The following is a 14590-nucleotide window of genomic DNA, read 5'->3' as shown; positions in this document are numbered from 1 at the left end:
GGGTGGGTCCGTGCGCCCGTGCCGACCTCAGGTGTGAGTCAATCCGCCCGGACGAGGGCCTGGGCCAGTGTCGCGAGCCCCGCCCGGTCCACCCCGTCGGGCAGCAACGGCAGCTCGGTCATCGGCAGCCCCAACTCCACCAGCTCGGCCCGGAGTGAATCCTCCAACTCGCGCCGGATGAGCTGGTCGCGCGCCTCGTCGTGCAGGCCGGCGACGGTCTCCCGGTCGGCCGGCAGCCCGGCGGCGGCCAGCCCGCGCCTCAGCTCGGCGGCGGTGACCGCCCGACCGGCGGGCACCGGTGGCCGCGTGCCGTTGACGATCACCCGCCCGATCCCGAAGCCGAGCGAGGTCAGGTCGGCGATGGCGTCGACCGTCTCCTGCACCGGCATCTCCTCCAGCAGCGTGACCACGTGCACCGCGGTTATCGGGGACCGCAGCAGCGCCGCGACCCCCTCGCTCTGGGTCTTGATCGGGCCCACCTTGGCCAGCCGGGCCGTCTCGGCCGTGACATTGAGGAACCGGCCGATCCGCCCGGTCGGCGGGGCGTCCAGCACCACCGCGTCGTACGCGCGCCGCTGCCCCGAGGTGCGGGTGGTGGCCTCCTTCACCTTGCCGGTGAGCAGCACGTCGCGCAGGCCCGGGGCGATGGTGGTGGCGAAATCGATCGCGCCGAGCTTGCGCAGCGCCCGACCGGCCGCACCCAACTTGTAGAACATGTCGAGGTATTCGAGCAACGCCTCCTCGGCGTCCACCGCCAGCGCGCGCACCTCACCGCCACCCGGGGCGTCAGCGAGGTGCCGCTCCTCGTACGGCAGCGGGTCGATGCCGAAGAGCTGGGCGATGCCCTGCCGCCCCTCGACCTCCACCAGCAGAGTGCGCCGGCCACCGGCGGCCAGCGCCAGGGCCAGCGCCGCCGCCACGCTGGTCTTGCCGGTGCCGCCCTTGCCGGTCACCACGTGGAGACGGGCCGACCATCCGGTACCGGCCGGGTCGGTCGGCCGCTCAGCTGCACGCACCCGTCGAGCCTATCCAGGCTTGCCGGTCACGCGACCTCGCAGACCCACCAACCCGACTTCTGCACCACCGTGAAGCGCAGGTCCTGGTCGGCCACCTTCTCGTCGGAGGTGGTCATGGTGACCCGGGTGGAGACGGTGGCTCGTTCCCCGGTCTCGTTGTCCACCTTGGGGCTGGTCCACCGGAAACGCGGGTTCTGGTACTCGGTGGCGTACTTCTGCACCTCGGCAACCTTTGCGGCGATCTTCTCGTCGTCGCGGGAGGCGGCGCAGACGCGGCTGGCCGCCTTGGTGGCGTCGCGATCCTTGTAGACCGCGGTGAGGAACTCGTCGACGGCGACCGCCGGTTCCTTGGCTCCCTCGCCGGTCTCGGCGTTGCGCAGGGTCAGGAACGCCACCACGCCGCCGCCCACGCAGAGCACCATGATCACGACGAGCGCGATCGCCGCGATCAGCAGACCGCGCTTCTTCGTGGGTCCGGCGGTGCGCTGGTACGGCGGGTAGCCGGCCGGGGGTGGCGGGATCGTCGACGGGTCCGAGGCGCCGGGCCCCGCCGGTGCTGTGGCCGCGCTGCCCGGACCCTCGGGCTGAGCGCCGCCACCGGCCGCGCCGACCTGCCCGGAAAAGGCCTGCTGGGTGGGGAAGGTCGGTCCAGCCGGCGACGCTGGGAAGGTTGGTCCGGCCGGGAAGCCGGCCGGCGCTGCCTGCTCGGCCGGTGAGGCCGGGAGCGCCGGCCTGTCGGGCTGTGCGGGTAGGGCGAGCTGGCCGGGCTGCGCCGCGGGGGCCGGCTGGTCGGGAAGGGTCGGACCGCCGGCCTGACCGGCGGAATCCGGGTGGGCCGGCGGGAGTGCGGGAGAGCCGGCCTGGTCGCCGCTGGGCGGTTGGGTCATGTCTTTCCCCCGGGGGGTGCGGCGCCCGCCGCCACCCCTGGCGCCGAGCGTGATCGAGCGGGCGGCCGGCACTGCGCGTCCGTCCGACCGGAAGGGTAGCGGTCAATCACCGAACCGGTGTCGCCCCGGCCGGACCGCGCGGGCCACGGATCCGGCCGAAGCGGTCTCTGGTGCGATGCCCCGCCGGGCCTCTCACCTGCGATGTGTCGCATATGTGACTAGGGGCTACCGGGCGTGCGCGTCCTGTTGGCGGGACTGCGGCCACCCACCTACCTTCGACCCGGGTGCGGGGGCCCGGAGCGGATGAATGGTCCGGACCGGAAGCGTGATCCGACAGGTACGACCGGAGGCAGTGCATGCGCGACGTGGACAACATCCCTCGCACCCAGTTCCCGACCAACGAGCGGCCGCGCCAGCCCGGGTCCCGCGGTGAGGTCGACGGGCCGGTCGGCAGCCTGCCGGTCAACGAGCGGTCATACCGCCGGGTGCCGGAGCCGACCGAGGTGCTCCTGGCGTCGGGTCGCCCCGCTGAGCGGGGCCGGGACGAGGAGGAGCCGGGCTTCGTCATACACCTGCCGACCCGGGTGCCCGACCTGGCGGCGGCGACCGCGCTGGCCGGTCGGGTCGCGGTGTCCCTGGGTTTCCTGCCGGAGCTGGACGCCGGTGAGACCACCGTGTCCAACGCCGACGACCAGAACAACCGGCACCGGGTCTTCTGCGACCTGCTGCTGCCCGACCGCTCCCGCTGCCCCCAGGGGTACGAGCACGAGGGGCCCTGCGGGGAGCTGCTGGCCGCGCCTGAGCAGCGTCCCGCACCTCGCCCCGCCAGCGGACCGTAGGCTGTGCCTCGAATACGTCCGCACCGAGAGGGAGCCCTCCAGCGATGCAGAAGTGGGAATACTCCACGGTCCCGCTGCTGGTCCATGCGACCAAGCAGATCCTCGACAACTGGGGCGAGGACGGGTGGGAACTCGTCGCCGTGATCCCCGGGCCGAACCCGGACCAGCTGGTCGCGTACCTGAAGCGGCCCAAGGCATGAGCAACGGTCCGCACGCGAAGCTCGCCGAGCTGGGGCTCGAACTGCCCGAGGTCGTGCCGCCGGTGGCCAGCTACGTGCCAGCCGTGCAGTCCGGGCAGCACGTGTACGTCTCCGGGCAGCTGCCGATCGCCGAGGGCAAGATGCTGGCCACCGGCAAGGTCGGCGCCGGAATCTCCGGAGAGCAGGCGAAGGATCTGGCCCAGCGGTGCGCGCTCAACGCGCTGGCGGCAGTCGACTCGCTGGTTGGCCTGGAGAACGTGGTCAAGGTGGTCAAGCTGACCGGGTTCGTGGCCTCCGCGCCCGGCTTCACCGGCCAGCCCGCAGTGGTCAACGGCGCGTCCGACCTGCTCGGCACCGTCTTCGGTGAGGCCGGCCGCCACGCTCGCAGCGCCGTCGGCGTGGCCGAGCTTCCCCTGGACGCCCCGGTGGAGATCGAACTGATCGTCGAGGTCGCCTGACGCATCGCCGCCCCCGCGATCATGCACTTCATGACCGGATGAAAGCCCTGAACGGGGACGAATCAGGGACCGCAAGTGCAAGATCGCGGGGTGTGGCGAGCGGGGTCGTACGATCGCAGCCATGAGCGGGCACGTGACGGCGCCGGCGGCGGCGCTCGCCGACGAGCTGCCGAGCTGGGTGACGCTGCTGCGTGCGCCGAACCCGGGCCCGATGACCCTCGACGGCACCAACACCTGGGTGCTTCGGGCGGCCCCGGGCGAGCCGGCAGTGGTGATCGACCCCGGGCCGGCCGACGAGGGGCACCTGGCGGCCATCGCCGCGCACGCGCCCGTCGGCTTCGTGCTGATCACCCACGGCCATCCCGACCACACCGAGGGCGCGCCGCGGCTGAGTGAACTGCTCGGCGGCGTGCACGTCCTCGCCGTCGACCCGGCGCACACCATCGGCGGTGAGCCGTTGACCGAGCCGGGCGATCACTTCGGCGGCTCCAGCCTCAAGATCCGTCCGCTGGACACCCCGGGACACACCGCCGACTCGGTCTGCTTCCTGGTCGAGTGCGGCGACGAGCGGGTGGTGCTCACCGGTGACACCATCCTCGGCCGGGGCACCACCGTCGTGGCGCACCCGGACGGGCACCTCGGCGACTACCTGACCAGCCTGGAGCTGCTGTCCGCGTACCGCGGGATCCCGGCGCTGCCCGGGCATGGCCCGGCGCTGGCCGACTGCGCCGCCGCCGCAGAGTTCTACCTGGCCCACCGCCGGGCCCGGCTCGACCAGGTCCGGGCGGCCGTCGACGCCGGCGCCCACACCCCCGGTGAGGTGGTCGCCGCCGTCTACGCGGACGTGGACCGCTCGCTCTGGTGGGCCGCCGAGTGGTCGGTCCGCGCCCAGCTCGAGTACCTGGGGGTCAGCACCGGGGAATCCGGGCCGGGGGTCAGTGGGTTGGAGCACATGTGACCTGCCCCGTGTGTGGAACCGTCGCCGTTCCCGGCGCGCGGTTCTGCCACAACTGTGGTGCCGCGCTGCCGGCCGCCGCGACGTTACCGGCGGCCGAGCGTCGGGTGGTCACGGTGCTCTTCGGCGACCTCTCCGAATTCACCTCCTGGTCCGAGGACCTCGACCCGGAACGCGTCGGGGCCGTCACCGACCGGGTGCTCGCCGCCCTCGCCGGCGCGGTGAAGACCTTCGGCGGGCACGTCGACAAGCTGACCGGTGACGGGATCATGGCGGTCTTCGGCGCTCCGGTGGCGCACGAGGACGACGCCGAGCGGGCCGTCCGGGCCGCCCTGTCCATGCAGCGGGCGGTCCGCCGGGTGCTCGACGACGAGCGGGGCGGCGGCGCGCCGCTCGGGCTGCGGGTCGGGCTGAACACCGGCGACGTCATCGCGGGCATCCAGGCTGCCATCGAATACACGGTCATCGGCGACACGGTGAACACCGCCGCCCGGCTGGCCGACGCCGCCGCCGTCGGCGCGGTCTACGCCGGCGGGCGGACCTCCGCCGCCACCCGGCACGTGGCCTCGTGGCGGGCGCTGCGCCCGCTGCGGCTCAAGGGCAAGCGTGAACCGGTCGAGGCGTACGAGCTGCTGGGTCTGCTGGACGCGCCGGGCACCCGGTCGGGGCTCGGTGACGAGGCGCCCTACGTGGGTCGGGAGACCGAGATCGGTCGGGTCGCGGGCCGGCTCGCCGAGGTGATCGACCAGGGCGACCCGCGGGTGCTGCTGATGACCGCCGAGGCGGGCATCGGCAAGTCCCGGTTCGCCGCCGAGGTGGAACGGCTCGCCGCCGGATACGACGTCGGCGCCGGCCGGTACGCCGCGCACACCGGCGCCCGGGTGCTCTCGGTGCGCTGCGCCGCCTTCGGTGAGCGACGCCGGCTCGCGCCGCTGGCCGACCTGGTCCGCGCCGCGGTCGGCCTGCCCGGTGACGCGGCCACCGCGCTGACCCGGCCGGCGGTCGAGGAGCGGTTCCGCCGGCTCGGCCAGCGGCTCGCCCGCGCCAGCGGTGAGACCGCACCGATCGCCACCGACCAACTGCTCGCGCTGCTCGGCTACGCCGAGCTTCCCGCACACGGCGGCACCGACAACGGCGAGTGGGGCGCGGGGGTGCCGGCGGCCGACGCCGAGGCGGTGCCGAACGCGGTCGCCGACCTGCTCAGCGGGCTCGCCGCGGAGGCGCCGCTGGTAATCGTGGTGGACGACCTGCACGACGCCACCACCGAGACGATCCGCGCCCTCGGGCTGACCCTGTCCCGCCTCACCGGCCCGGTGCTGGTGCTGCTGCTCGGCCGCCCCGAGCTGGTCCGTACCGCCGGTGCGCTGACCCGGGTCGCGGACGCCGAGGTGCACTCCCTGCCGCCGCTGCGTGGCGCCGACGCGGCCCGGCTGCTCACCAGCTACCTCGGAGGCGGCAAGCTGCCACCGGCCGACGCGGACCGGCTGCTCGCCACCGCCCAGGGAAACCCGTTCTACCTGGCCGAGCTGGTCACCCTGCTGATCGAGCGCGGGGCGCTCACCACAGTGGAGCCCGGGCGCGGTGTCGGCGACACGGTGGAGCCGGCACGTGGTGTCCGCGCCACACCCGGCGAACGTGACCAGGGCTCGACGGCCGGCTGGCGGCTGGTGCCCGGATCGCTGGGCAGCCGACTGCTCTCCCGGGACCTCGCCGCCGTGCTCGCCGCCCGAATCGACGCGCTGCCGCCGGACGCCCGCGCGGTGCTGCGCGACGCCGCGGTCATCGGTGACACGGTGCCGACCGGTGCGCTGGAGGCGCTGCGCGAACAGCACGGCGGTCGTGATGGCCGGCCCTCGGCCGTGGCCGCGGTGGAACTCGACCGGGCCGTCGATGAGCTGCTGCAACGCCGGATGCTGCACCGCACCCGCCTCGGCTACGCGTTCGCCACCCCGCTGATGCGGGAGGCGGCGTACGCCGGGGTGAGCAAGGCGGAACTGGCCGAGCGGCACGCCGCGCTGGCCCGCTGGGCGGCGCCACGGGACGAGGCCGCCGCCGGCACGCCGGGCGGGTTCACCGACGAGGCCCGGGACGACTTCGTGGCCACCCATGTCGAGCGGGCCGCCACGCTCGCCGACGCGGTCAAGTTGCGCCCCGACGCGCCAGCTCGCGCGGTGGTCCCGCTCGGGATCGCCGCGCTGGGCCGGGCCGCCCGCCGGTCGCTGTCGGCCGGCGAGCCGGCGCTGGCCGTCGAGTACGCCGAGCGCGCCACCGAACTGGCCCGCGACGGGGTGCCGGCGGCCGACCGGGTGGTGCACGCGCGGGCGCTCCTCCAGATCGGCCGGGTCGTCGACGCGCTCGCGTACGCCGAGAAGATCGCCGCGAACGCCGGGGACGAGGCCGTTCGGGCCAGCGCCCTGCTGCTCGCCGGGCAGGCCCAGCAGACCCTCGGCGACCAGGGCCGGGCGGTGGCCGCCTGGCAGGAGGCGTTGCAGGTGGCCACGGCCGGCGGGCTGCCCACCCTGCGAGCCTCGGCGATGCGCCGGCTCGGCATGGCCGACTTCGTGACCGGGCGGTTGAGCCAGGCGAGCAGCCGACTGGCCGCCGCATACCAGGTCAGCCTCGGCGCGCAGGACCGACGGGGACAGGCCTGGTCGTTGCAGAACCTGGCCTGGGTGACCACCACCCGGGGCGACTTCGCCGGCACCGACGCGGTGCTCGGCCGGGCCGCCCGGCTCTTCGCCGAGCTGAAGGACCCGTACGGGCGGGCCTGGCTGCGAGGCACCACGGCGTTCGCCCGGCTGCTCGCCGGCCGGCTGCGCGAGGCGTGCCGGTTGGCGCAGGTCTTCCTGCCCTTCGGTGAGCGGGTCGGCGAGGCGTGGGCGGTGGGCACACTGCGGGCGGTGGCGGCGTTCGCCACCGCCGAGCTGGGCGACCTGGCCGAGGCGGATCGCGAGGCCCGACGGGCGTACCGGGAGTTCGCCGCCGCCTCCGACGACTGGGGACGCGGGTTCGCGCTGGTGGTCCGGGCCGTGGTGGCGCGCGGGCTGGGCGAGCCGGAGCACGCGGCCGACCTGCTCACCGACGCCCTGGCGTACGCCGAGCAAACCTCGCACCCGCTGCTCACCGGAATGGCCGGCACGCTGCGGGGCTTCGTGGCGCTGGACATGGGTGACTGTGAGACCGCCGAGCAGGCCGCCCGCGCGGTGCTCACCGCCGTGGAGCCACACAACCCGCAGGCCCCGGCGCAGGTCGCGCCCCGGGTCCTGCTGGCGACCGCCCGGCTGGCGGCCGGCGACCCGGCGACCGCGGTCGGGCTGCTAGCCCCGGTGGCCACCGCCGCCGCGAACGCGCCATCGCTGCTCTTCTCCCGCCGCCAGACGATGGCCCGGTACGCGTCGGCGCTGCTCGCCCATGGTCAGCGAGAGCAGGCGCTGGACTGGGCGCGGCGGGCGGTCACCGCACCGGCCGAGGACGTGCGCAGCCAGGTGATCGCGGCCAGCGTGCTGGCCGAGGCGCTGGCTGCCTGCGGTCGCCCGGTGGAGGCCCTGTCCTGTGCGGACGAAGCGGTCCGCCTGGCGTACGCCACCGAGCAGCGCAGCGAGCGCGCCGACGCGGACGCCCTGCGCGCCCGACTCGCCGCCACCACCTAACCGGCCCGCGCGGCCCGCGCCCCACCCCGCCCGCGCCCCACCCCGCCGCCCGCGCCCCACCCCGCCCCCGCGGCCCGCGCCACCCCCGCGTGCGTCGATCTAGGGACGATCGCTGTTCTAGGAGATCAACTCGCCGCGATTTGCCCTAGATCGGCGAGGCCGGGGGCGAGGCGCGCGGCGGGGGGCGGCGGAACGGGGGGCGGGGTGGGGCGGGCGGTGAGGCGGGGTGGGCGGGACGGGGATCCGTTTTTGACGGTTTCGGGGATGTGGTGGTCGGAGGGAGCCGCTAGCGTGTCAACACCGTGCGGGGTCCACAGTGGGGACCATCGCCGTGCCTGGGGAGGCCGTTCATGAAGCTGCCGCGTTCCGTCGCGGGCTGGACCATCGCGGTCTTCGGCGTGCTGGCCCTGCTGATGGGTGCGCTCGGGCTGCTCTGGCCGGAGGCGCTGCTGCGCCTGCTCGGGCTGGACGTGCCGGCCACCCGTGCCCTTGGTGACCACACCGGCACCTTCCTGCTGGCGTCCTCGATGGCGTCGTTCAACATGGGCGTCTACTACCTGCTCGCCACGGTGACCGAGTGGCGGGCGTTCTACCGGTTCACGGTGGTGTTCCGGCTGGTGACCTTCACCGTGTTCAGCATCGCCGTGCTGGCTGACATCGCTCCCGACCGGTTCTTCGGGGTGGCCGCCTGGGAGGGCCTGGGCGCGCTGGCCACCGCCGTCGGCCTGCGCCTGGACGCCCGCAGGGGCGTGCCGGCCGGCACCGGCGCGACGCCGGAGCGGACCGCTGCGACGGTCGATGGCACCGACGTGGCACGCGATGTCGGAGAGGGGCCCGGCGCGGCCGGTGCCGCTCCGGCGGACGCGGTGCGCTGAGCCGCCGGCCGGATTGGGTATTTTCGAGCAGTGACCGACACCCCGACCGGCGGCTTGCCGGTGCCGAACGTGCCCGGTCTGACCGACTTGCGGGTTTTTGCCCGAGGCGGTTACGCGACCGTCTACCAGGCCACCCAGATCTCCGTGGGCCGTGAGGTCGCCGTCAAGGTGGAGAACCGCACGCTGGACAGCGAGCGCGACCAGGCCCGCTTCCTGCGCGAGGCGCGGGCGGCCGGGCGGATGTCGTCACACCCGCACGTCGTGGACCTCTTCGACGTCGGGGTCACCGTCGACCAGCACCCCTATCTGATCATGGAGCTCTGCGACGGGTCGTACGCCGAACGGATGCGGACCTCGCCGCTGGGCCCGGTCGAGGCCCGCGACCTCGGCCTGAAGATCGCTGACGCGCTCGCCCACTCGCACGCGGCCGGCGTGCTGCACCGGGACGTCAAGCCGGCGAACATCCTCTACTCGCCCTTCAACTCGGCGGTGCTGGCCGACTTCGGGCTGGCCGTGCTGGCCGAGGCCCGGGACGCCTCGGTCACCCTGGAGGTGCTCACCCCGGCGTACGCGCCGCCGGAGATGTTCAACCACAGCCCACCGTCGCCGGCCGTCGACGTGTACGCGCTCTGCGCGACCCTCTACGCGGTGATGCACGGCCGGCCGCCGCGCTGGCAGTCCGAGCGCAACCCCAGCCTCGTCACCGTGCTGGAGATGTTCAATCAGCCGGTCCCCCGCCTGCCCGGCGTGCCGGACGAGCTGATCGACGTACTCCGCGCCGGCATGGTCAACGACCCGGCCGATCGGCCCACCGCCCTCGAACTGCACGACCTGCTCGCCAGCCTGCCGCTCGGCCCGCCGTCGGCGCCGGTCAGCGGTGCCCCGGTCAGCGGCGCCCCGGTCAGTGGCGGAACGGGCCACGTTCGCCCGTATGCCCCCAACCAGCCGGTGCCCCGACCCCCGGTCGAGGACGTCCACCCGACGGTCCCCAGTGGTCGGCGCTGGCGGCGCTGGTTCCTCGGCGGTGCCGGGGCGCTCGCGCTCGCCGCCTCCGCCAGCGCCGGCGCCTGGGTGGCCGGCAGCGGCCCACAACCCGGCCCGTCCCCCTCGGTCAGCCGGGTCGCCGCGCCAGCGACCGGGCCGCTGCCCGGCTGCACGACCGATGCCGGCGCGCCGACAGCTCTGCCGGAAGGTGCCCGGTGCCTGCCCGAGCTGGAGTGCTTCGGCCCGGTGCGGATTCGCGGCACCCGCGCCGAGGCGGCCCGTGTCCCCTGCACCGGGCGGCACACCTGGGAGACGTACGCCGAGGGCATCCTGCCGGTGTCGCTGGTCGGCGCCGAGTACGACGACGTGGTCGCCGCCGAGCCGGTACGCCAGGTGTGCAGCGCGACCACGTTCCGATTGACCACCGGAATCACCGAGCCGGTCGGCTGGCACCTGGAGGTGCTGCCGCCGGTGGACGGCAGCGTCGACCGGACCTACCGGTGCCTGGCCGGGCGGGGCGTGGACGCGCTCACGGCACCCACGCTCACCGGTCGCTGAGCCCGCCCAGACCGCGCCGCCGGTCACGCACCGCACGCAACGCGTCCCGGCTGGTCCAGGGCTTCGAGGGTGTCCGCGTCGATCCCGTACGGCATCAGCTCCGGCGGCCCGGCCACGATTGGACGGTCCCCCGGCTCCTGGTCGTCGTCCTGCCCGGCGGCGGACACGGACACCCCGGCCACCATGGTCAGCAGGACGCAGAGCAACGCGAGGGCCACGCCGAGAAGATCCTGGCGGCGCCAGACGACCAGCGTGACCAGCAGCGCAAGGGCTCCCAGTGCCGCGACCACCGCTATGGTCCGCGCATCGGACCTGGACAATCGACTCACCGCTCCAGCATGTCGTCACGGGGCCCGCTGTCAACCGCAGAGCCGCCCCGGTATGCCGATCGACGCCACCAGCCGGACCAGCCGACATGGCCGATCGGTGTCAACACGGAGTGGACCGGAGCCGCTACTCTCAGTGTCCCGTGCGAGGCACCTGGATATTCACCGTCGGTGTCGACCAGATCGAAGCGCTCCTCCTGATTGCCGGCTACCTGCTCTTCGCCCTGGCCATTGTGTCGGCACCGTTGGTTCTGCGGCGATGCCTACTTGCGTTGATCGTCCCGCTGGGTGTCACGCTGTTGCTGACCCGGGTAGGGCTCGGCACCCGGCTGTTCGCCGAGCGCGCAGTCCATGACGGAGTGTCCGACGCGCTCCCCCCCCCCGGCCCAGTGGCTGACACTTGCGCTGGTGCCCACGCTGTCCTTCGCGGTGGCCGTGGCGATCGTGCATCGTCGGGAACGGCCGGCGCGCTCGCAGGCCCTCGAGCGAGTCGTGCAGTGGCCGTCGTCCGAAGCTGCACCGCCACCTTGAGGAGGCCGGCCAGCAGGACGTCGACCTGCCAATGCGGCTTCAGACCGTCACGCGCGAACTGGACCGCCTCGGCCGCCCGACAAGCCGTCGTCCTCAGTACGACTTCTCCTGGCCGAGCACGTGTTGGGCGACGAAGTTGAGGATCATCTCCCGGCTGACCGGGGCGATCCGGCCGGCCCGGACCGCCCCGAGCAGGGTGGCCACCCCGTACTCGGTGGTCATGCCGGCTCCGCCGAGGGCCTGGACGGCGGTGTCCACGGCGAGGGCGGCGGCCTCCCCGGAGGCGTACTTGGCCATGTTGCCGGCCAACCCGGCCTCCAGGTCGCGGCCGGCGTCGTACAGGGTGGCCGCCTTCTGGATCATCAGGCGGGCCAGCTCGACCTGCACCGCCGCGTGCGCCAGCGGATGGGCCACGCCCTGGTGCGAGCCGATCGTCCGGCCGCCCCACACCTTGCGGGTGGCGGTGTACTCGGTGGCCCGCTCGATGGCGTACCGGCCGGTGCCGGCGCCCATCGCGGCCACGGTGATCCGTTCCGGGTTCAGCCCGGCGAAGAGCGCCGGCAGGCCCGCCTCCAGCGACTGGCCGAGCAGCGCGTCGGCGGGCAGCCGCACGTCGTCCAGGTAGAGCAGGAACTGGTTCTCCGGAGACAGGATCTCCATGTCCAGCTTGGACCGGGTCAGCCCGACCGCGTCGGTCGGCACGAGGAACAGCGCGGGCTTCAGCTTGCCGGTCGACGAGTCTTCGGTTCGGGCCACCACCAGCACGTGGCCGGCCTCGTCCACGCCGGAGATGTAGCACTTGCGGCCGGAGAGCAACCAGTCGTCGCCGTCGCGGCGGGCCACCGTGCCGAGCCGGTGGAAGTTGGAGCCGGCCTCGGGCTCGGTGATGGCGAAGACGATCTTCTGGGAGCCGTCGGCGAGGCCGGGCAGGTGGCGCTTGCGCTGCTCCTCCGTGCCATGTCGGTTGATGACGGTGGCCGCGATGGCGGGGGAGACCACCAGCAGCAGCAGCGGGCAGCCGGCCGCCGCCAACTCCTCGCAGACGATGGCCAGCTCGGTGATGCCGCCGCCGCCACCGCCGTACTCGGTGGGGATGTTGACCCCCAGGTAGCCGAGCCGGCCCGCCTCGGCCCACAGCTCGGTGGTGTGCTCGCCGGTCTTCGCCTTCTCGACGAAGTAGCCGTGGCCGTACCGGCGGCCCAACGCCCGCACGGCGTCGCGCAACTGGTCCTGCTCGGGGGTGAGGTCGAAGGTCATCGTGGGTTCTCCTCAGCATTGACCACGGCGAGCACGGCACCGGTGCGAACCTGACCGCCGGCCGGCACCGGCAGCTCGGCGACGACCCCGTCGGTCGGGGCGAGCACGGGATGTTCCAGCTTCATCGCTTCGAGCGTGAGCAGCGGATCGCCGGCCGCGACGCGCTGGCCGACCTGGACGTGCACCCGGGCCACCGCGCCGGGCAGCGGCGCGAGCAGCGACCCGGCGGCCAGCTCCGCGGTAGGTAGCGGGAAACGGGGCAGCTCGGCCAGGCTCGCCGCCCCGTCCGGGCCGTCCACGAAGACCGCCGACCCCACCCGGTGTACGCGGTACGCGCGCCGCACGCCGTCGACGTCGAGCAGGACCCGGTCCGGGGCGGCCTCGACCAGCGCCACGGTCGGTCCTTCGCTGCCACCCGTCGTCACCGCGTCACCGGTCGATGTCGCCGACCAGTCGGCGAGCCCGCCCGTACGGTCCAGCCGGTAGCGGACCTCGATCTCGCCGTCCGGCCCGGTGAAGCGGGTGCCCTGCGGGACGGCGGGCACGTTGCGCCAGCCCGACGGCAGACCGGCGAGCACCCGGGACCCGGCGCGGCGGCCCGCGGCCGAGGCGAGCGCGGCGGCCAGCGCGGCCAGCGGAAGCTTCGCCGCCGGCAGCAGCGGGGCGAAGACCTCGGGATGCCGATCCAGGAATCCTGTGTCGATCTCCACGGCGGCGAACGCGGGGCTGCGCAGCACCCGGACCAGCAGGTCCCGGTTGGTGGTCACCCCGTGCAGCTCGGCCCGGGCCAGCGCGGTGGCCAGCAGCCGGGTCGTCTCGGCCCGGGTCCGGCCCCAGGCGACCACCTTCGCCAGCATCGAGTCGTAGTGCACCCCGACCGCCGAACCGGCCGCCACGCCCGAGTCGAGCCGCAGGCCGGGCCCGGCCGGCGCGCCGAATTCGGAGGCCACCCCGGGGACCGCGAACCGGTGCAGGGTGCCGGTTGCCGGCCGCCAGTTCGCGGTCGCGTCCTCGGCGCAGAGGCGTACCTCGATCGCGTGTCCGGTGCTGTCCGGCAGCGCCGCCGGCAGTGGCTCACCCTCGGCGACGAGCAGTTGCAGCCCGACCAGGTCCAAACCCGTGCACAGCTCGGTGACCGGATGCTCCACCTGGAGTCGGGTGTTCATCTCCAGGAAGAAGAACTCCCCGCTCGGGGCGAGCAGGAACTCCACCGTGCCGGCGCCCAGATAGTCGACCGCGCGGCCGGCGGCCACCGCCGCCTCGTGCAACGCCGCCCGCACCTGCGCCGGGACGACCGCCGGCGCCTCCTCGACGATCTTCTGGTGCCGGCGCTGGATCGAGCACTCCCGGTCGCCGAGGGACACCACCCGGCCCTGGGTGTCGCCGATGATCTGTACCTCGACGTGCCGGCCGCGCTCGACGTACCGCTCGATGAAGACCGTGCCGTCACCGAACGCCGCGGCCGCCTCGCGGCGCGCCGAGGCGACGGCCTCGGCCAGCCCCCCGGCGTCCCGGACGATCCGCATCCCGCGCCCGCCGCCGCCGGCCGACGCCTTGACCAGCACCGGGAAGTCGGTGATCTCGTCGGTGTCGGTCCAGCTGGGCAGCGTCGGCACGCCCGCCTCGGCGAGCAGCGCCTTCGCGGCCAGCTTGTCGCCCATCGCGGCGATCACCTTGGCCGGCGGCCCGACCCAGGTCAGGCCGGCGTCGGTCACCGCCGCCGCGAACTCGGCGTTCTCGGCGAGGAAGCCGTAGCCCGGGTGAACGGCGTCCGCGCCGCTGCGGCGGGCCGCGTCCAGGATCTTCTCAATCCGCAGGTACGTCTCTGCCGGCGTGTCCCCCGGCAGCCGGACCGCCTGGTCGGCCTCGGCGACGAACGGCGCGGCGGAGTCCGCGTCCGAGTGCACGGCGACCGTCTCCACGCCCAGCGCCCGGCAGGTCGCGAAGACCCGGCGGGCGATCTCCCCCCGGTTGGCCACCAGAAGTCGGTTGATCATGTTCCTCTGAGCCTGCCTCTCGTTCGCGACTGCGGGGCTCGGCCGCGCTGCGTTCCT

Annotated in this window: 10 protein-coding genes and 3 pseudogenes; 8 read left to right on the top strand and 5 right to left on the bottom strand. The window is 74.2% G+C overall.

The window, feature by feature from the left end:
• Window positions 1-38 precede the first annotated feature (38 nt).
• The gene (gene bagA / locus BUS84_RS21860) at window positions 39-1016 is read right to left on the bottom strand and encodes an ATPase BagA (protein WP_074315182.1); all 978 of its coding nucleotides are present in this window, start codon (window positions 1014-1016) and stop codon (window positions 39-41) included.
• Window positions 1017-1042: 26 nt separating this feature from the next.
• A pseudogene (locus tag BUS84_RS21855) lies at window positions 1043-1603 on the bottom strand (Rv0361 family membrane protein); the annotation flags it as partial.
• A 656-nt stretch (window positions 1604-2259) separates the two neighbouring features.
• On the opposite strand from BUS84_RS21855, the gene BUS84_RS21850 reads away from it, so the two are divergent.
• From BUS84_RS21850 to BUS84_RS21825, 8 genes and pseudogenes are all read left to right on the top strand, one after another.
• Window positions 2260-2742, top strand: a complete 483-nt coding sequence (locus BUS84_RS21850; protein WP_074315180.1) for a hypothetical protein — start codon at window positions 2260-2262, stop codon at window positions 2740-2742.
• A gap of 44 nt (window positions 2743-2786) precedes the next feature.
• Entirely contained in the window at window positions 2787-2942 is a 156-nt protein-coding gene (gene sp36 / locus BUS84_RS37655) for a Sp36 family protein (RefSeq protein ID WP_088950574.1), read from the top strand.
• Window positions 2939-3400: a RidA family protein gene (locus BUS84_RS21845; RefSeq protein ID WP_074315179.1), complete on the top strand. Its 462-nt coding sequence runs from the start codon at window positions 2939-2941 to the stop codon at window positions 3398-3400. Before sp36 ends, BUS84_RS21845 begins: the two co-directional genes overlap by 4 nt.
• A gap of 121 nt (window positions 3401-3521) precedes the next feature.
• Complete coding sequence (locus tag BUS84_RS21840) at window positions 3522-4358, top strand: MBL fold metallo-hydrolase (RefSeq protein ID WP_074315177.1); 837 nt, start codon at window positions 3522-3524, stop codon at window positions 4356-4358.
• Window positions 4355-5920 (top strand): annotated as a pseudogene (locus BUS84_RS41310) (adenylate/guanylate cyclase domain-containing protein); the annotation flags it as partial. The gene BUS84_RS21840 and the pseudogene BUS84_RS41310, both read left to right, overlap by 4 nt.
• 93 nt (window positions 5921-6013) lie before the next feature.
• Window positions 6014-8005, top strand: a pseudogene (locus tag BUS84_RS41305) (ATP-binding protein); the annotation flags it as partial.
• A gap of 350 nt (window positions 8006-8355) precedes the next feature.
• On the top strand, window positions 8356-8880 hold the full coding sequence (locus tag BUS84_RS21830) for a hypothetical protein (protein ID WP_074315174.1): 525 nt from the start codon (window positions 8356-8358) through the stop codon (window positions 8878-8880).
• Between the two features lie 30 nt (window positions 8881-8910).
• Window positions 8911-10422: a serine/threonine-protein kinase gene (locus tag BUS84_RS21825; RefSeq protein ID WP_074315172.1), complete on the top strand. Its 1512-nt coding sequence runs from the start codon at window positions 8911-8913 to the stop codon at window positions 10420-10422.
• A gap of 23 nt (window positions 10423-10445) precedes the next feature.
• Here the strand turns inward: BUS84_RS21825 and BUS84_RS21820 are convergent, their stop codons facing one another.
• The 3 genes from BUS84_RS21820 to BUS84_RS21810 all read right to left on the bottom strand — a co-directional run bounded on the left by BUS84_RS21820 (window position 10446) and on the right by BUS84_RS21810 (window position 14533).
• Window positions 10446-10712 carry a hypothetical protein gene (locus tag BUS84_RS21820; protein WP_074315170.1) on the bottom strand — a complete coding sequence of 89 codons (267 nt, stop codon included), beginning with the start codon at window positions 10710-10712 and terminating at the stop codon, window positions 10446-10448.
• A 660-nt stretch (window positions 10713-11372) separates the two neighbouring features.
• On the bottom strand, window positions 11373-12536 hold the full coding sequence (locus BUS84_RS21815; RefSeq protein ID WP_074315169.1) for an acyl-CoA dehydrogenase family protein: 1164 nt from the start codon (window positions 12534-12536) through the stop codon (window positions 11373-11375).
• Window positions 12533-14533, bottom strand: coding sequence for an ATP-binding protein (locus BUS84_RS21810; protein ID WP_074315167.1), 2001 nt, complete (start codon window positions 14531-14533; stop codon window positions 12533-12535). Before BUS84_RS21810 ends, BUS84_RS21815 begins: the two co-directional genes overlap by 4 nt.
• Window positions 14534-14590: the final 57 nt, after the last annotated feature.

This window comes from Micromonospora cremea, assembly GCF_900143515.1.
In the GTDB taxonomy this organism is placed as follows: Bacteria; Actinomycetota; Actinomycetes; order Mycobacteriales; family Micromonosporaceae; genus Micromonospora; species Micromonospora cremea.
This window is presented reverse-complemented; position numbering and strand designations above follow the sequence as displayed.

Excerpts from the sequence above, each read along its gene's own strand:
- BUS84_RS21850 (WP_074315180.1), top strand. The coding sequence starts at position 2,260 with ATGCGCGACGTGGACAACATCCCTCGCACCCAGTTCCCGACCAACGAG.
- sp36 (WP_088950574.1), top strand. The coding sequence starts at position 2,787 with ATGCAGAAGTGGGAATACTCCACGGTCCCGCTGCTGGTCCATGCGACC.
- BUS84_RS21845 (WP_074315179.1), top strand. The coding sequence starts at position 2,939 with ATGAGCAACGGTCCGCACGCGAAGCTCGCCGAGCTGGGGCTCGAACTG.
- BUS84_RS21840 (WP_074315177.1), top strand. The coding sequence starts at position 3,522 with ATGAGCGGGCACGTGACGGCGCCGGCGGCGGCGCTCGCCGACGAGCTG.
- BUS84_RS21830 (WP_074315174.1), top strand. The coding sequence starts at position 8,356 with ATGAAGCTGCCGCGTTCCGTCGCGGGCTGGACCATCGCGGTCTTCGGC.
- BUS84_RS21815 (WP_074315169.1), bottom strand. The coding sequence starts at position 12,536 with ATGACCTTCGACCTCACCCCCGAGCAGGACCAGTTGCGCGACGCCGTG.
- BUS84_RS21810 (WP_074315167.1), bottom strand. The coding sequence starts at position 14,533 with ATGATCAACCGACTTCTGGTGGCCAACCGGGGGGAGATCGCCCGCCGG.